Source organism: Streptomyces sp. NPDC101194 (genome assembly GCF_044767885.1).
Lineage (GTDB): Bacteria > Actinomycetota > Actinomycetes > Streptomycetales > Streptomycetaceae > Streptomyces.
On the sequence record NZ_JBIWOS010000004.1, the window covers coordinates 636,018 to 652,123 of the forward strand.

A 16,106-nucleotide genomic window follows, 5' to 3' on the forward strand; every position below is an offset into this window, starting at 1 on the left:
GGGGCGGGGGGGCGGGGGGGGGGGGGGGGGGGGGGGGGGGGGGGGGGGGGCCGGGGGGCGGGGGGGGGGGGGGCGGGCGGGGGGGGCGGCCCCCCCCCCCCCCCCCCCCCGCGACTCGTCATCGAGGACGGTCGCAGTCCGTGCGCGGCGGTCCGGTGCGCTGCCGGACCGCCCCTGTCACCAGCTGACGGGCAGTTCCAGGGGATAGCGCCAGATCGAGGTCTTGTTCCAGCGCACCTCCTCGGCCGGTGTCGCCAGCTTCAGAGCGGGGAAACGCTTCAACAGGGTGCTGATGGCGACCTGGAGCTCCGTGGCGGCGAGCGGCGCGCCGAGGCAGTGGTGTCCGCCCCAGCCGAACGTCATGTGGGCCGGATTCTCGCGCTCCAGATCCAGCTCGTCGGGCCGGTCGAACTTCCGTGGGTCGCGGTTGGCCGTCAGATAGGAGACGTGCACGATGTCGCCTTTACGGATCCTCACCCCGCTGAGCTCCACGTCCTCGGTGGCGACCCGAGGGATGCCGACGCCCTTGCGGAAGGGGATGAAGCGCAGCAGCTCCTCCATGGCCTGCGGGAGCATGTCGGGTCGCTCGCGCAGCATCGCGAGCACGTCGGGCCTGGTGAGCAGCGTGTAGGAGATGTTCCCGAGCTCGTACGTGGTGGTGTCCTGACCGGTGATCATCAGGACCATGGCCATGACGGTCAGTTCCTTGTCGTTGAGGATCTCGTCCCCGTCGCGCGCCGTGGCCAGCGCGCTGACCAGGTCGTCACCCGGGTTCGCGCGCCGCTGTGCCGTCAACGTCTGGAAGTAGGAGCGGAGTTCGGCCTTGGACCGGATCGCGTTGTCCCGGTTCTCGACGGTCGTGTCCATCATGGTCCGGGCGTGGGCCCGCAGTTGCGCGCGGTCGGACTCGGGAATGTCGAGGACTTCGCAGATGGTGGTCAGGGGAAGCGGGGCCGCCAGGTGCTCGAAGAGGTCGGCGGGGGCGCCGTGTTCCTCCATCCGGTCGAACAGCTCGTCCACGACGTGCTGGGTGCGCACTCTCATGCGTTCCATGTGACGCGGCGCGAAGCCCTTGGAGATCAGGCTCCGCAGCCGGCTGCTGCCGGGCGGGTCCATCACGTTGATGGCTTCGTCCTGGACGATCGGCTCGGGGGTCATGCGCGGAAAGTTCCGGCCGATGATGGCGCTCCGGCTGAAACGCCGGTCGGTGGTCACCGTGCGCACGTCGTCGTAGCCGGTGACGAGCCACGCCTCGCCGTCACCGTGCGGCAGCCGGATGCGGGAGACGGGTTCTTCGGTCATCAAGTGCCTGAGCACCGGGTCGAATTCGAGGGCCTCGGCGTAGTCGAACGGGCAGTACCGTGCGTCGGCGACTGGTTCCATGCGGAGCTCCAGAGGGGGATCTGACGGGTGGTTCGAGGAATGGGCGGGCTGGACGGGTCATGGGTGCCCGGTCGTCCGTACGGACACGCGCCGCTCCGGGCCGATTGGTCCATATGAAGAACGGATTCGGCGGCCGGGGTCGCTGGACCGGCGGAATCGGTCCGCGGCCCCGGCCGGCCGGTGGGGGCGGGGCCGACGGGCACGGCAGCGGCCGGTGGGGCCCGGCGGCAGGGGCGGGGCGGCGCGGCCGGTGCGCGGGGGTCGCTCTCAGCCGGACGGCACGACGTCGGTGGCGTCCACCGCGGGGCGCAGCGCCCGTGCCAGCTCGACGCCGTCACCCACGGCCCAGAAGTGGGTGAAGAACAGGCGGGGGTCCTCCGCCAGGTGGTGGTTGTGCAGTTCGACGAGTTCGATCCCGCCGCGCCGCAGGGCCTTCAGTACGTGCGGAACCTCGTCGGCGAGCATGGCGCAGTCGCCGCTGAGCGCGGCACGCCCGCCACCCAGCGGCTGGAAGTTGAACGCGCTGGTCGACCCCAGGCCGGGCGGCAGGACCAGATGGCCGTACGCGATGGTCTCGCGGCGGACAAAGATGATCTTGTAGAGCCCGTCCTCGACGGAACCCTTGGCGCCGAGCGCCGCCTCCATCCCCGCGACGTCCAGGTCGACCGTGGTCACGGGGCCGGGCGGCACGGCGGGCGGGGTGCTGGTGCGGTCGAAGCCGGCGCGCAGACCGCGGGCCAGGGCGACCGCATCGTGGCCGTGCGCGTGGACATGGGTCCACCAGAGGTCGGGGATCTGGGCGAGCAGGTGCTTGTGGAGCGCGGTCTGCTCGATTCCGTGCGCCTGCCAGGCGTCGGTCACCCGCTGCAGTTCCTTCTCGGTGACCACCACGTCGCCCATCAGCATGGTGGAGCCGTCGGTGTAGCGGACGAAGGCCACGTGCGTGCCCATGGCGAGCCCCGGTGTGACGAGGACGCCCTTGGAGACCACGTGGAGGTCCCGCCGGGGGAAGCCCGTGTGGTACGTCGTTCCGCGCAGCATGTTGCCGCTGCGGCCCAGCGCTCTCGCCACGCCCGCCCAGTCCGCCAGATCGGTCCGCACCGGCTCGACCCGCCCGGTGTGCCCCGTCCCGGGCATCTCCGCGGGAAGGGCGCGAGCGGCGGCGGGTCCGGCCGTGGTCAGTACCGGGGCGAGCGCGGCGGCGGCGGCCAGTACGCGCCGCCGCGACGGGATCGCCCGTGCCTGCGTGTCCTGCTGTCGGTCTCCGGTCATCACTTGATCGCCTCCATGGCGAGATGAAAGCACGCTAAACCTGGATAAAAGGATGAAAGCGGATACATCGTCATCGGGTCGGGCTGGATGGACCAATCACGCCGCCCGGACCGATTCCGGACGAGCGGACCGGGCCCCTCGCCCTTCCGGCCCGGTCGGCCCCGGTCCCTCACCCGTACCTCGACCCCGGTGGCCCGGTCCGCGGGCGTCGAGGGGTGCCCCGCCGGGTCGGGCGCCCGCGGTGGTCGCGCGGGAGTTCGATATCCACAGGGTGTGGACAACCTGGCCCGTGCGGGGCCTCCGCTGTGGGCGGCCCGGGCCGCCTCTCCGTGCCCGGCGGGCTCCGTGGGCACGGCCGTCGGCCGGTCGACGGGGGCGGGGCCAGGCGGACCGCGCCGTACCGCCCTGCCTACCCTGACCTCATGGAACCGGTGATCGACCAGGCATTCGCGGCGGCCCTCTATTCGGACGGCGACGCCGGTCTCGACAGTGGTGCCTCCCTCCTGGCCGCCCACCCCGCGGTCGATGCCGAACTGCACCGGCGCGGTGAGGAGTTCGTCCGCCGGGCCTGGGAGCGGGGCTGGCTCCCCGCCGACGTCGTACGCATCGTCCGCCGCGAACTCGACGAGACCGCCGTCGGACTCGTCGCCGGGCTGATCGGCTCGGAGACCGGACGGTACGAGCGACTGCCGCCCCGCTGGCGGTCCCAGCTCGACGGACTGCCCGCCGCGCCGGCCCGGAACCGGCCCGACAGGTTTTCCTACGCCTCCGCCCTTCTCGGCCTGTACCGGCTGCTGCTCCGGCTCCCCGCCATCGAACCGGTCGGTCCGCCGCCCGGCGCCCTTCCGCACGGACTCCGCCTGCCGCCCGCGCACGACGAACCCCGGATGCTGACCCGGATCCGTGCCCTGCTCGCCAAGGCGGAGGCGACCGGATTCCCCGAGGAGGCCGAGGCACTCACCACCAAGGCGCAGGAACTGATGGCCCGGCACTCCATCGACGAGGCCCTGCTCGCCGCCCGTACCCACAGCAAGGAGGCGCCCGGGGCATGCCGGATCGGGGTCGATGCCCCGTACGAGACGGCGAAGGCGATCCTGCTCGACGCGGTCGCCTCCGCGAACCGCTGCCGCGCGGTGTGGAACGGCGATCTCGGTTTCTCCACGGTGGTCGGCTTCGATCCGGATCTGGACGCCGTGGAACTGCTGTACACCTCCCTGCTGGTCCAGGGCACGGTGGCGATGGCGAAGGCCGAGGCGGGCCAGCGGGCCGGCGGACGCAAGCGGACCAAGACGTTTCGGCAGTCCTTCCTGATGGCGTACGCCCAGCGCCTGGGCAGCCGGCTCGCCGCCGATGCCGCCCGTGTCACCGCGGACGCCGAGGCGGAGGAGGCCGGGACCGGGGCCCGCGCCGGAGCCGTGGGGACCGCGACCCCCCACCTGCTCCCGGTCCTCGCCGCCCGCGACATGGCGGTCGCTGACACCGCCGAGCGGATGTTTCCCGAGACCACGACCACGCGCGTCCGGGGCGCCATGGACCTGGACGGATGGACCCACGGGACGGCCGCCGCGGACCGGGCGAGGATGGGCGGGAACGGGCCGGGGATCGACGGCGGGCGCGGGAGCCGGTAGGCGCCTCGGGTGCCGCCTCCGCTCCGGGGCCGTACCGGCGTTTCCGTCAGTCGACTCCCCGGCAGGCCGTCCGGTATTTATGTGGTAATTCGGGCTTATCGGATGTTCCGGCTAGGCTCTGGGCATGAGCTGGCTCCGGGCGCTGAAGGAGACGGCCCGCTCGGGGCTGACGATCGAGCGGCGGCGTCTCGAACCGCTCATCGCGATCCGCGGTGCGGTCGGTCTCGCCCTCGTCATCGGGGTCGGCCTCGCGTTCTTCGGGCCCGTCGTCGCCGCGAGCTCCGCGTTCGGCGCGTTCCAGGCGGCCATCGCCACGTTCCAGCGCAGCTGGCGTCCCCGGCCCGTCCTCGCCCTGGTCTCCGGGGCGAGCCTCGCCGTGTCGACGTTCCTCGGCTATCTCACCGGCTCCCACACACTGCTGTTCCTGGCCCTGCTGGTGCTCTGGACGTTCCTGGCGGGCCTGGCCTGGGCGGCGGGGCCGACCGGCGGGATCATCGCGTCGTCGAACGTGGCGATCATGCTGGTGACGGTCACGCTGCCCACCTCCGTCGCGAACTCGGCGGTGCATGCCGCGGTGATCCTGTTCGGCGGTGTCGTGCAGGCCGCGCTGATCGTCCTGTTCCCGGTACGGAGATGGGGTGCCCAGCGCGACGCCCTCGCCGACGCCCTGGCCGCCGAGGCCGACTACGCGCGGCGACTGCGCCACGATCCGCTCGCCGCCTTCGACCCGGTGCCGCTGATGAAGGCCCGCAGCGCGGCAGCCGTCACGCCCTGGCAGGCCCGCCGCCGACCGCCCGAACTGCGTGGCCCCCGGGGTGTCGCCGAACGGATCAGGCCGGTGCTCGCCTCGCTCGCGGACCCGGCGATGGGCGTGCCGGCCGAGGGGCCGGAGCGGGACCGGGTCCGTGAGCTCCTCGCCGCCGCCGGATCCGTGCTCGACTCGGCGGCACGCGCGATCCGCCACGGCGACCCGGTGAAGCTCTCCCCGTCCGCCGTCGCCGTACTGCGGACGCCCGACACCGGCTCCCTCCTCGGCGGCCCGCCCCGCCGCGCCGCCGACCGGCTCGGCGCGCTGCTCTCCGACGTGATCGAGACGGCCGAGGGGGCGGGGACGAAGGAGGAGGACGCCGAGGCCGAGGAGGCCGCCGCGGCCATCGAGGCCGCCGGGGAGGAGGCGCCCGGCGCCCCGCACCGTCGCCGCCCCACGCTGCTGCGGCTGGTCCCGGTCGTCGTGCGGGCGATGCGGGCCGAACTGCGCCCCGGTTCACCGATCCTGCGGCACGCCGTCCGGGTGGCCGTCGTCGTCGCCGTGGGCTACCTCATCGGCGCCGCGCTGCCGTTCGGCCACGGCTACTGGGCACCCATGGCGGCCGTCATGGCGATGCGGCCGGAGTTCACCCAGACGTACGGGCGTTCCGTGGCCCGCTTCGGCGGGACGATCGTCGGGGTCTCGCTCGCCACCGCGATCGTCCGGACCGCCCACCCCGGTGTGACGTCGTCCGCGGTGCTCGCCGTGGTCTGCGCCCTGCTGATGTATCTGCTGATGCGCACCGGATACGTCGTCGGCCAGGCGTGCGTCTCCGCATACGTCGTCTTCCTGCTCGGCATGGCGGGCGACAACGTGTCGCAGACCGTTCTCGAACGGGTCGTCCTCACCCTCGTCGGCGGCCTGCTGGCGATGATCTCGTACGCCGTCTACCCGGCCTGGGAGACCCCGAGACTTCGCGGCAGGCTGGGCGACTGGCTGAAGGCGGACGGGCGGTACGCCGCCGCGGTCGTCGGCCAGTACGCCGAGCCGGCCGAGCGCGGGCACGACGACGTCCGTTCCGCGCTCCTCGACACCCGCGAGGCACGTGTGGCCTGGCAGGAGACGCTGGCCACCGCCCAGCACGAACCGGTGCGCAATCGCGGCCTGTCCCGTGCCGCCGCCGACGACACCCAGCACGCCCTGGCCGAGCTCGGCCGGGTCGCGATGCTTCTGGAGGCCCATCTCCCGTGCGGTGGTGCCACCCCCGTACCGGCCGCCGCACGCCTGGCCGAGGCGCTGCGCCGGGCCACCGAACGAGGGGCGAAGGAGGTGCGGGAGCGGCGCGTACCGGACTGGGCGGAGGTGCGCGAGGCGCTGGAGGAGTGGGACGCGCGGCAGCGGACGGGCGAAGGCGGGACGGATCCGTTCGTGCGGGACGGGGCCGGCCTCCTCCTCGAGGCCCTGGAGGAGTTCTCCCGTGGGCTGGACGGGACGTCGAAGCCGGTCCGGCCCCGGCGCAGGGCGGACTGACGGGCGGCGCGGTCGGCCGTCAGGGGGTCGTCGGGCCCGACGGGGTCGCTCCCGGTCCGGTCCTGGCCAGGACGTCCTCCGTGCCGTCGTTCCAGGACACCTCGACGGTTCCGCCGTCGTCGGACACGACCGACCCCGCGGTGCGGGCGGTGTCGCCGCCGGCGCACTTCAGGGCCGGCGTCACCTCGTCCCCCTCCTCCACGGAGCCCGCGCGGGCCCGCTGCCGGTGACGAGCACGGCCTTCCCGCGTGCGACGGACAGCATCACCGTCCTGCCGTCGGCCCTTCTGGTCCAACCGCCTTCCAGCGGCGCCTCGTCGGCCCCGGCGTCGGAGCCGCCGCCCGGGTCGCCCTTCCCGCTGCCGCAGCCGGTCGGTGCGAGGCGGTGACGATTCCGGCGATGATGACGCTGCCGGAGCGCATGGCGGTGTGCGCGCGGAATTCCCCTCGTCGACGCATGACCGCGCCGAGCTGCCGGCGGGGGTTCTCGGGGATGGGGTGCCCGGCTCGGGGTAGACGGAGCCGAACAGGCCTCCCGCGCGTCTATGCATATGCCGTAACGCTGTAATCGCGGGAACACCTTGCGTGCACGTGCATCCGCGCATGCATCTGCTCATGCAGGGATATTTGAACAGAGCTATGATCCGGGACAGTTGACACTTGCACCTTGCAACTCGGGGAGCGTCCTGTGCACCACGTGTACAACGGCATGGCGGCCACAGAGCTTCGCGGAGTCGTCTGGCAGAAGAGCAGACACAGCAACTCCCAGGGATCCTGCGTGGAGTTCGCGAAACTGCCCGGCGGGGATGTGGCGATGCGTAATTCGCGCCACCCCGACGGGCCTGCCCTGGTCTATACGCCCGCCGAGATAGAGGCGTTGCTTCTCGGGGTGAAGGACGGGGAGTTCGACCACCTCATAGCGGGCGGCTGACCGAATCCCCGGGCCGGCGTCCGGCCGGTACCGGCCCGAAGCGATCCGCCGACGGCGGCCACGCGCCGGGCGCGCCGTCAGTTGTCGGACAGTCGGAACAACGCCCAGACCACCTTGCCGCGCGGCACCGCCGCGCTGTTCAGGTTCTCCGCCCCCAGGGCGGGCGAGGGGTGCCAGCCCCAGGAGTCGCTGAAGGACTCCACCAGGAAGAGGCCGCGGCCCGATTCCGCCGAGTCGGCCGCCTCGGCGGCGACGGGGCTCTCCGGGCTGGGGTCGCGCACGGCGCACACCAGGCGTGAGCTCCAACGCATCAGGTGCAGCCGTACGGGCGGCTCCTGGAAGTCCTGTGCGGTGTCCCCGGGCAGGGCGTGCCGCAGGGCGTTGGTGACGAGTTCGGAGACGACCAGTGCGACGTCGTCGAAGCGATCGTCCAGTCCCCAGCCGCTCAGCGTCTTCCTGGTGAACCGCCGTGCCCCGCCCACAGCTTCGTAGCGGGCGGGCAGTGTGCAGGTGGCCGAGCCGGAGACGGCTGAGGGATCGATGGGGGGAAGCCCCTGCCTTAACGGCTCGAGCATCGTCGATCCATTCGTCCCCATGCGAGGCACTCCCGGGATTCGCGGCTGTATCGGTACTACGGGGTACAGCGGCACAACACGAACGAGCACGCAGGTGCGCGAGAGCCATGGTTCCGAATGCGCAGGGCAGATGCAAGGGCAGATGCACGTGCACGCGCCTGACCTGTCCGAACCCGTGCCGGTTCTTGGTCATTTCTCCCTGCGTGTATTTTCGTAGCTTTACGGCGGCCTTCCCATTTCCGTAATCGAATGAGTACGGGCTGAAGCGTTTTGGTGGCAGAATCCGGCACTTGGGGTTCAGGGGGAGCCCCGGTGTCCAGGAAGCGATGGGGAGGATCGGGCCAGTGGCGGCAGGCGAGTCGAGTGGATCTGTGGTGCGGCGCATCCTGCTGGGCTCACAGCTCAGGCGGCTGCGCGACTCCAGGGGGATCACCCGGGAGGCGGCCGGCTACTCCATCCGGGCTTCCGAATCGAAGATCAGCCGCATGGAGTTGGGACGGGTGAGCTTCAAGGCCAGGGATGTCGAGGACCTGCTCACGCTCTACGGCGTCACGGACGATGCGGAGCGCGACGCCCTGCTCGGCCTGGCCCGTGAGGCCAACATGGCGGGCTGGTGGCACAGTTACGGGGACGTGCTGCCCGGATGGTTCCAGACGTACGTCGGTCTGGAGGGAGCGGCATCGCTCATCCGGGTGTACGAAGTCCAGTTCGTCCACGGCCTGTTGCAGACCGAGTCCTACGCGCACGCGGTCGTCGCGCGAGGCATGGGCGACGCCCCCGCCGTCGAGATCGACCGCCGTGTCGCGTTGCGGCTGGAGCGCCAGAAGGCCCTCGTCTCCGAACGTGCACCTCGTTTCCATGCCGTACTGGACGAGGCGGCGTTGCGCCGACCGTACGGCGACCGTGATGTCATGCGCGGACAATTGCGGCATCTGATCGAAATGTCGGAACAGCCCAACATCACTCTTCAAGTGATGCCCTTCAGTTTTGGCGGGCATGCCGGAGAGAGCGGTTCTTTTACGATGCTCCGATTCCCCGAATCCGATCTGTCGGACATTGTCTACTTGGAGCAGCTGACAAGTGCGCTCTATCTGGACAAGGCCGAAGAAGTCGCTCAGTACGAAAAGGCCATGGCGCGGCTGCACGAGGACAGCCCGGGCCCCGAGGAGAGCCGCGATCTGCTCCGTGGTCTACTCCAACTCACCTGATTCATCAGTACGATGGCGGTTCGACGGGAGTCTGCACCTGAGTTAAGGGATCGCATGTCCTTCTTCTACGAGCTGGCCGACCAATACATCGACGGTGAGTGGCGGACCGGAACCGGCTCGTGGGACATCATCGATTTCAATCCCTACAACGGGGAGAAACTCGCCGCGATCACCATCGCGACCGCGCACGAGGTCGACCTCGCCTATCGGGCCGCCGAGCGTGCCCAGCGGTCCTGGGCCACCACCGGCCCGTACGAGCGCCGCAGGGTTCTGGAGCGCGCCCTGGACGTCATCGGGAAACTGCGCGACGAAATCGTCGAGGCGATCGTCGACGAACTGGGCGGAACCCGCCTCAAGGCGGAGTACGAGGTCCGGGTCGCCGAGGAATTCCTGCGCGACGCGATCCATCGGACACTGCGCCCCCGCGCCCGCATCCTGCCCTCCCCGGCCGATGGCAAGGAGAACCGCCTCTACTGCGAACCGGTCGGCGTCATAGGGGTCATCAGCCCCTTCAACTTCCCCTTCCTGGTGACGATGAAGTCCGTCGCGCCGGCCCTCGCGCTCGGCAACGCGGTCGTCATCAAGCCCAATCAGAACGCCCCGGTCGTCGGCGGCGGTCTGATCGCCAGGATCTTCGAGGACGCGGGCCTGCCCGCCGGGCTGCTCAACGTGCTGATCACCGATGTCGCCGAAATAGGGAACGCGTTCATCGAGCACCCCGTACCCAAGGTGATCTCCTTCGCGGGCACGGACCGGGTCGGCCGCCAGGTCGGCGCGATCGCGGCCGGGCACTTCAAGCGGACGATCCTCGAACTCAGCGGCAACAGCGCCCTGGTGGTGCTGGACGACGCCGACGTCGACTACGCGGTCGACGCGGCCGTCTTCAGCCGCTTCGTGTACCAGGGGCAGGTCTGCATGGCCGCCAATCGCATCCTGGTGGACCGCGGTGTCGAGCGGGAGTTCACCGAGAAGTTCACCGCCAGGGTGGCCGCGCTGAGGACCGGTGATCCGCGTGACCCCGAGACCCACATAGGTCCGGTCATCAACACCTTCCAGGCGGACGCCCTGACCGCCCTGGTCGACCAGGCGCTCGCCGAGGGGGCCACCGCGCTCGTGCGCGGCGGGACCCGCGGCAACCTCGTCGAGCCGACCGTGCTCACCGGGCTCCCCGAGGGCTCCCCGCTGCTGTCCCAGGAGATATTCGGCCCCGTGGCGCTGCTGGTGCCGTTCGACGGCGAGGACGATGCCGTGCGGATCGCCAACGACACCCCGTACGGGCTGAGCGGCGCCGTGCACACCCGCAGCGCCGAACGCGGAGTGCGGTTCGCGCAGCGGGTCGTCAGCGGCATGTTCCACGTCAACGACTCCACCGTCCAGGACGATCCGCTGGTCGCCTTCGGCGGCGAGAAGTCCTCAGGGATCGGCAGGCTGAACGGCGAGGCGACCGTCCGTGCCTTCACCACCGAGACATGGATGTCCATTCAGTACGGCCGGAGCGCGTTCCCCTTCTGACACGCCGTCCCGCCGCATCGAGGACAGAAGCTGACCGCAAGGGTCCGTAGCTTGGTCGGTGTCAGGAAGAAACCGGCACGGCTCACCAAGGCGGTCATCATGGTCGATCACGTTCCCGCGGAGACCTCTGGCGACGAGCGCGGCGCGCTCCTCTCCTTCGTCGAGGCGCAACGCGGCGCGATCCGGCGCTCCCTCATCGGTCTGACGGAGGAGCAGGCGGCGAGCCGGCCCAGCGCGAGCGGGCTCTCCCTGTCCGGGCTGCTCAAGCACGTCGCCGAGGGGGAGCTCAACTGGCTCCGGATGGCGCAGCAGCGGCCGAGTGAGACCTCCCGGACCGAGGAGACCTGGGCGGACAGCTTCCGGCTCGTCGGTGACGAGACGGTGGAGGGGATGCTGGAGTTCTGGGACGGAGTCGTGGTCGAGGTCGAGAAGTTCATCCGGTCGGTGCCCAGTCTGGACGACACCTTCCCGCTGCCACAGGCGCCCTGGTTCCCGAAGGAGGGGCGGGTCTCGATGCGGTGGCTGCTGCTCCATCTCGTCGAGGAGCACGCCCGGCACGCCGGGCACGCCGACATCGTCCGCGAGTCCCTGGACGGCCGTACCGCGTTCGAGTTGGTGGCCGAGGTGGGCGGTTACGCTGATCAAAGTTGAATAGAAGGGGTGCGTGACATGTCCGCGATCCGGCTGCTGGTCCTCTGCGCCGTGCGTCAGCACGGCCGGGCGCACGGCTATCAGGTGCGCAACGACCTGGAGTACTGGGGTGCGCACGAGTGGTCCAACGCCAAGCCCGGGTCGGTCTACCACGCGCTGAAGCAGATGGCGAAGCAGGGACTGCTGATCGCCCACGAGACCGCTCCGAGCACGGCGGGCGGCCCGCCCCGTACCGAGTACGAGATCACCGAGCGGGGCAACGAGGAGTACCTCGCACTGCTGCGCGCGGCGCTGACCTCGTACGACCAGAAGCTGGACGTGCTGTCGGCGGGTCTCGGCGGCATCGTCGACCTGGAGCGGGCCGAGGCGGTCGCGCTGCTCAAGGAGCGGGTGGCCGGCCTCGCGGCCTGGCGGGCCTCGGTCACCGAGTACTACACGCCGGAGGCCGGGCCTGGGTCGCTCGGCCACATCGGCGAGATCATGAACATGTGGGTCCACTCGGCGGACGCCGGGGCCGAGTGGACGCGTGGCCTGATCGCCCGCATCGAGGGTGGCGCGTACACCTTCGCGGGGGAGGGCGAACCCTTCGTCGGTGTGCTTGCCGAGGGGCAGGAGAACCCGTACGCGACGGGTGTCCCGGATCCTGGCGACGACGAGTAATCAAGTTTGACGAATGGAATCGACGGCGTTACCTTCGACCCCGCTAGTCAAGTTTGACTACGGGAGGTGTGGGGACTTTGACCGACGCGATCGTTGTCGAAGGTGTGCACAAGCGATACGGGGAGAAACGCGCCCTGGACGGCCTGGACCTCACGGTCCGCCGCTCCACCGTCCACGCCGTGCTCGGCCCCAACGGCGCGGGCAAGACCACGGCGGTACGCATCCTGTCCACGCTGCTGCGGCACGACGAGGGCCGGGTCGAGGTGGCGGGGTTCGACGTACGGGACCGGGCCGGCGAGGTGCGGCGCCGCATCGGGCTGCTCGGGCAGTACGCGGCGGTCGACGAGGAACTCGGCGGTCGGCAGAACCTGGAGATGTTCGGCCGGCTCCACCACCTGGGCGCCCGCCGGGCGGGCGCGCGGGCGGACGAGTTGCTGGCCCGCTTCGGTCTCGCGGACACCGGTCGGCGGCCGGTGAAGCAGTACAGCGGCGGCATGCGACGACGGCTCGATCTGGCCGCCTCGCTGATCACGGACCCGGAGGTGCTCTTCCTGGACGAGCCGACCACCGGACTCGACCCGCGCGGCCGGGCCGAGGTGTGGTCGGCGGTGCGTTCCCTGGTGGGCGCCGGCACGACCGTACTGCTGACCACGCAGTACCTGGAGGAGGCCGATCAGCTCGCGGACCGGATCTCGGTCGTCGACGCCGGACGGGTGGCAGCCGAGGGGACGTCCGACGAGCTGAAGGCGATGGTGGCCGGGGACCGCATCGACGTCGTCGTACGGGACGGGTCCCGTCTGGCCGACGCGGCACGCCTGCTGGGTGACGGCGCGGTCGTCGACGCGGACCGGCGGCTGATCGGGGCGCCGGCGCCGGACCGGATGGCGATCCTGACCCGGACCGTACGGGTTCTGGAGGAGGCGGGCATCGAGGCGGAGGACATCGCGGTGCGGCGCCCGACGCTGGACGAGGTCTTCCTCTCGCTCACCGAGCGGAAGCCGGAACACGCGGAGGTGGCGGCATGAGCGCGATGAGCTGGGCGGTGTCCGACTCGTGGACGATGACCCGGCGCGAACTGGCGCACTGGGCGCGGCAGCCGGTGCGGATCGTCGTCGGACTGGTCTTCCCCGTGATGCTGCTGCTGATGTTCAACTACCTGGTGGGCGGCGGGCAGGGCGTCGACGGCGACAACACCGAGTTCCTGGTGCCCGGGATGCTCGCGCTCACCATGGTCTTCGGTCTGGAGTCGACCATGATCGCGGTCACCCAGGACCTCGACAAGGGCGTCATCGACCGGTTCCGCGCCATGCCGATGGTCTCCGGTTCGGTGCTGGTCGGCCGGAGCGTCGCGGACATGCTCCAGTCGGTGGCCGCCCTCGCCGTGATGACCGGCGTCGGCCACGCGGTCGGCTGGCGCTGGCACCACGGGCCGGCCGCGGCGCTGGGGGCGGTGGGGCTGCTCCTGCTGCTGCGGTTCGCGATGCTGTGGGTCGGCATCCAACTGGCCCTGGTGGCCGGGAAGCCGGAGCTGGTGCAGGCGGTGCAGATCCTGGTCTGGCCGGTCGGCTTCCTCTCCAATGTCTTCGCCGCCCCCGATTCGATGCCGGGATGGCTGGGCGCGGCCGTCGAATGGAACCCGATGTCGGCCACGGCCACGGCGGTACGCGGCCTGTTCGGCAATCCGGGCGGGGCGGGCGGCACCTGGGCGTCCGACCACGCCGAACTGCTCGCGGTCGTCTGGCCGCTGGTGCTGCTCGCGGTGTTCTTCCCGCTGGCGGTGAGGAGGTTCGCCCGGATCGGTCGCTGACCGGGGCGCCCGGCGCTCAGTGGTGGAAGGACGTCGCCGCCTGCTTGTCCTTGCTCAACGGGTGCGGCTGGCGGCGCAGGTCGGGCAGGATCAGCCGGAAGTCCTCCAGCAGCAGTTCGGCGAGGTCCGACGAGAAGCCGTTGCGGCACACCACCCGCAGCACCGACAGGTCCTGCCGGTTGGCGGGGAAGGTGTACGCGGGCACCAGCCAGCCCTGCTCCCGCAGCCGGCGGGACACGTCGAAGACGTCGTACGCCTCCACGTCCGGCGCGGTCGTCAGCGCGAAGACGGGCAACTGGTCGCCCCGGGTGAGGAGCCGGAAGTCGCCGAGCTTCTCGATCTGCTGCGCCAGTGAGGTCGCGACGTCCCGGGAGACCTGCTGAACGGCCCGGTAGCCGTCCCGGCCCAGCCGCAGGAAGGTGTAGTACTGCGCCACCACCTGTGCGCCGGGCCGGGAGAAGTTCAGCGCGAAGGTCGGCATGTCGCCGCCCAGGTAGTTGACCCGGAAGACCAGCTCATCGGGCAGTTCGGCGGGCGAGCGCCACAGCGCCCAGCCGACCCCCGGGTAGACCAGGCCGTACTTGTGCCCGGAGGTGTTGATCGAGGAGACCCGGGGCAGCCGGAAGTCCCACACCAGGTCCTCGTCCAGGAACGGCGCCACCATCGCACCGGACGCCCCGTCCACATGGACGGGGATGTCCAGGCCGGTGCGTTCCTGCAGGGCGTCCAGGGCCGCGCAGAGCTCCGCGATCGGCTCGTAGGAACCGTCGAAGGTGGAGCCCAGGATGCCGACGACGCCGATGGTGTTCTCGTCGCAGAGATCGGCCGCTGCCTGCGGATCGAGATGGAAGCGGTCGCCCTCCATCGGGACCAGCCGCGGCTCGATCTCCCAGAAGTTGCAGAACTTGTCCCAGCAGACCTGCACATTGATCCCCATGACCAGGTTCGGCCGGGCGGTCGCCGGGTAGCGATCGGCGTTCCTGGCCGCCCAACGGCGTTTCAGCGCCATTCCGGAGAGCATGCAGGCCTCGCTGGAACCGGTCGTCGAACAGCCCACGGCGGTGGAGGGGTCGGGGGCGTTCCACAGATCGGCGAGCATCGCCACGCACCGCCGTTCCAGCTCGGCGGTGCGCGGGTACTCGTCCTTGTCGATCATGTTCTTGTCGCGGCACTCGCCCATCAGCACCCCGGCCTGCGGCTCCATCCAAGTGGTGACGAAGGTGGCCAGGTTGAGCCGCGCGTTGCCGTCGAGCATCAGCTCGTCATGGACCAGGCTGTAGGCGGTCGAGGGCGGCATCGGCCCGTCGGGAAGCCGGTGCCGCGGCGGCGCCGACTCCATTCCGGCGACCGGGTCGGCCTCTCCGTAGAACGGGTTGAGGGCGAGCCTGCGGCGCTTCTCGGACGGCTCCGTACCGTGGGGCGAACCCTTGTGGAGAGGCATCGGTGAACAGCCTTTCTCGGCTCCCGGCGGTCCTTCGCGAACCGCCGCGGTCCGGTGGGCGTGCGGTGCGTTCAGCTCTCGGCGGCGAGGCCGGCCTTGACGGCCCGGGTGAACCTGACGACCCGTTCGGCCTGGATCCGGGCGGCGGTCAAGGTCTGTTCACCGACCGGGATGTCGCCCTGGCCGGCCACGTGCGACGTGCCGTACGGGTTCCCGTCGACGAACTTCGACGGGTCCGTGTAGCCGGGGGCGACCAGGATGCCGCCGAAGTGGTGGACCGTGTTGTAGAGCGCGAGCAGCGTGGACTCCTGGCCACCGTGCGGGGTGCTGGTGGAGGTGAAGCCGCTGTAGACCTTGTCGGCGAGGCGGCCCGCCTGCCAGAGGCCGCCGAGGGTGTCGATGAACTGCTTGAGCTGGGAGGAGACGTTGCCGAACCGGGTCGGCGTACCGAAGATCACGGCGTCCGCCCAGATCACGTCGTCGTGCGACACCTCGGCGACGTCGGCGGTCGCCCGCACGTTGGCGGCCCAGGCCGGGTTGGAGTCGATGGCCGCCTGCGGGGCGAGTTCACGGGCCCTGCGCAGCCGTACCTCCGCACCGGCCTTCTCGGCGTCCTGCGCGATGGCCTTGGCCATCGCGGCGACGGTGCCGGTGGCGGAGTAGTAGATGACGGCTACGTTGACGGGCGTGGGCATCGCGGAGACCTCCGGCAGGACCTGACGGGGCGTATCTGGGCAATTCCGTACGGAGGAGACGATACG

The 16,106-nt window shown here is 70.8% G+C and carries 15 protein-coding genes; 9 read left to right on the forward strand and 6 right to left on the reverse strand.

Translation table 11 applies throughout. The annotated features are described in order from the left end of the window. Positions 1-177 precede the first annotated feature (177 nt). Positions 178-1,383: a cytochrome P450 gene (locus ACIRP2_RS19495; RefSeq protein ID WP_404251784.1), complete on the reverse strand. Its 1,206-nt coding sequence runs from the start codon at positions 1,381-1,383 to the stop codon at positions 178-180. 267 nt (positions 1,384-1,650) lie between these two features. Next, positions 1,651-2,655 carry a DUF1259 domain-containing protein gene (locus ACIRP2_RS19500; protein WP_404251786.1) on the reverse strand — a complete coding sequence of 335 codons (1,005 nt, stop codon included), beginning with the start codon at positions 2,653-2,655 and terminating at the stop codon, positions 1,651-1,653. Positions 2,656-3,077: 422 nt separating this feature from the next. On the opposite strand from ACIRP2_RS19500, the gene ACIRP2_RS19505 reads away from it, so the two are divergent. Then, complete coding sequence (locus ACIRP2_RS19505; RefSeq protein WP_404251788.1) at positions 3,078-4,283, forward strand: DUF2786 domain-containing protein; 1,206 nt, start codon at positions 3,078-3,080, stop codon at positions 4,281-4,283. A gap of 124 nt (positions 4,284-4,407) precedes the next feature. After that, positions 4,408-6,561 carry an FUSC family protein gene (locus ACIRP2_RS19510; RefSeq protein WP_404251790.1) on the forward strand — a complete coding sequence of 718 codons (2,154 nt, stop codon included), beginning with the start codon at positions 4,408-4,410 and terminating at the stop codon, positions 6,559-6,561. Between the two features lie 19 nt (positions 6,562-6,580). On the opposite strand, the gene ACIRP2_RS19515 is transcribed toward ACIRP2_RS19510, so the two are convergent. After that, positions 6,581-6,745 carry a hypothetical protein gene (locus ACIRP2_RS19515; protein WP_404251792.1) on the reverse strand — a complete coding sequence of 55 codons (165 nt, stop codon included), beginning with the start codon at positions 6,743-6,745 and terminating at the stop codon, positions 6,581-6,583. Positions 6,746-7,248: 503 nt separating this feature from the next. Between ACIRP2_RS19515 and ACIRP2_RS19520 the strand changes: the two genes are divergently transcribed. Continuing rightward, a complete protein-coding gene (locus tag ACIRP2_RS19520; RefSeq protein WP_266746995.1) occupies positions 7,249-7,491 on the forward strand; it encodes a DUF397 domain-containing protein in 243 nt (80 codons plus the stop codon). Positions 7,492-7,568: 77 nt separating this feature from the next. Here the strand turns inward: ACIRP2_RS19520 and ACIRP2_RS19525 are convergent, their stop codons facing one another. Beyond that, positions 7,569-8,066, reverse strand: a complete 498-nt coding sequence (locus tag ACIRP2_RS19525; protein ID WP_404251794.1) for an ATP-binding protein — start codon at positions 8,064-8,066, stop codon at positions 7,569-7,571. Between the two features lie 326 nt (positions 8,067-8,392). Between ACIRP2_RS19525 and ACIRP2_RS19530 the strand changes: the two genes are divergently transcribed. From ACIRP2_RS19530 to ACIRP2_RS19555, 6 genes are all read left to right on the forward strand, one after another. Next, complete coding sequence (locus ACIRP2_RS19530; RefSeq protein ID WP_404251796.1) at positions 8,393-9,274, forward strand: helix-turn-helix domain-containing protein; 882 nt, start codon at positions 8,393-8,395, stop codon at positions 9,272-9,274. Between the two features lie 54 nt (positions 9,275-9,328). Next, positions 9,329-10,786, forward strand: coding sequence for an aldehyde dehydrogenase family protein (locus ACIRP2_RS19535; protein ID WP_404251798.1), 1,458 nt, complete (start codon positions 9,329-9,331; stop codon positions 10,784-10,786). Between the two features lie 99 nt (positions 10,787-10,885). Next, positions 10,886-11,437 carry a DinB family protein gene (locus tag ACIRP2_RS19540; RefSeq protein ID WP_404251960.1) on the forward strand — a complete coding sequence of 184 codons (552 nt, stop codon included), beginning with the start codon at positions 10,886-10,888 and terminating at the stop codon, positions 11,435-11,437. Between the two features lie 18 nt (positions 11,438-11,455). Next, positions 11,456-12,097, forward strand: a complete 642-nt coding sequence (locus ACIRP2_RS19545; protein WP_404251800.1) for a PadR family transcriptional regulator — start codon at positions 11,456-11,458, stop codon at positions 12,095-12,097. Between the two features lie 77 nt (positions 12,098-12,174). Continuing rightward, the gene (locus ACIRP2_RS19550) at positions 12,175-13,122 is read left to right on the forward strand and encodes an ATP-binding cassette domain-containing protein (RefSeq protein ID WP_404251801.1); all 948 of its coding nucleotides are present in this window, start codon (positions 12,175-12,177) and stop codon (positions 13,120-13,122) included. Next, entirely contained in the window at positions 13,119-13,904 is a 786-nt protein-coding gene (locus ACIRP2_RS19555; protein ID WP_404251803.1) for an ABC transporter permease, read from the forward strand. Before ACIRP2_RS19550 ends, ACIRP2_RS19555 begins: the two co-directional genes overlap by 4 nt. A 16-nt stretch (positions 13,905-13,920) precedes the next feature. On the opposite strand, the gene ACIRP2_RS19560 is transcribed toward ACIRP2_RS19555, so the two are convergent. Beyond that, positions 13,921-15,345 carry a glutamate decarboxylase gene (locus ACIRP2_RS19560; protein ID WP_404251805.1) on the reverse strand — a complete coding sequence of 475 codons (1,425 nt, stop codon included), beginning with the start codon at positions 15,343-15,345 and terminating at the stop codon, positions 13,921-13,923. A 71-nt stretch (positions 15,346-15,416) separates the two neighbouring features. Further along, positions 15,417-16,040: an NAD(P)H:quinone oxidoreductase gene (gene wrbA / locus ACIRP2_RS19565; RefSeq protein WP_404251807.1), complete on the reverse strand. Its 624-nt coding sequence runs from the start codon at positions 16,038-16,040 to the stop codon at positions 15,417-15,419. Positions 16,041-16,106 lie beyond the last annotated feature (66 nt).

Bases quoted from the DNA above. Each gene is read 5' to 3' on its own strand.
- ACIRP2_RS19540 (WP_404251960.1), top strand. From the start codon at position 10,886: ATGGTCGATCACGTTCCCGCGGAGACCTCTGGCGACGAGCGCGGCGCG.
- ACIRP2_RS19495 (WP_404251784.1), bottom strand. From the start codon at position 1,383: ATGGAACCAGTCGCCGACGCACGGTACTGCCCGTTCGACTACGCCGAG.
- wrbA (WP_404251807.1), bottom strand. From the start codon at position 16,040: ATGCCCACGCCCGTCAACGTAGCCGTCATCTACTACTCCGCCACCGGC.
- ACIRP2_RS19525 (WP_404251794.1), bottom strand. From the start codon at position 8,066: ATGCTCGAGCCGTTAAGGCAGGGGCTTCCCCCCATCGATCCCTCAGCC.
- ACIRP2_RS19510 (WP_404251790.1), top strand. From the start codon at position 4,408: ATGAGCTGGCTCCGGGCGCTGAAGGAGACGGCCCGCTCGGGGCTGACG.
- ACIRP2_RS19505 (WP_404251788.1), top strand. From the start codon at position 3,078: ATGGAACCGGTGATCGACCAGGCATTCGCGGCGGCCCTCTATTCGGAC.
- ACIRP2_RS19555 (WP_404251803.1), top strand. From the start codon at position 13,119: ATGAGCGCGATGAGCTGGGCGGTGTCCGACTCGTGGACGATGACCCGG.
- ACIRP2_RS19560 (WP_404251805.1), bottom strand. From the start codon at position 15,345: ATGCCTCTCCACAAGGGTTCGCCCCACGGTACGGAGCCGTCCGAGAAG.
- ACIRP2_RS19545 (WP_404251800.1), top strand. From the start codon at position 11,456: ATGTCCGCGATCCGGCTGCTGGTCCTCTGCGCCGTGCGTCAGCACGGC.
- ACIRP2_RS19500 (WP_404251786.1), bottom strand. From the start codon at position 2,655: ATGACCGGAGACCGACAGCAGGACACGCAGGCACGGGCGATCCCGTCG.
- ACIRP2_RS19530 (WP_404251796.1), top strand. From the start codon at position 8,393: ATGGGGAGGATCGGGCCAGTGGCGGCAGGCGAGTCGAGTGGATCTGTG.
- ACIRP2_RS19535 (WP_404251798.1), top strand. From the start codon at position 9,329: ATGTCCTTCTTCTACGAGCTGGCCGACCAATACATCGACGGTGAGTGG.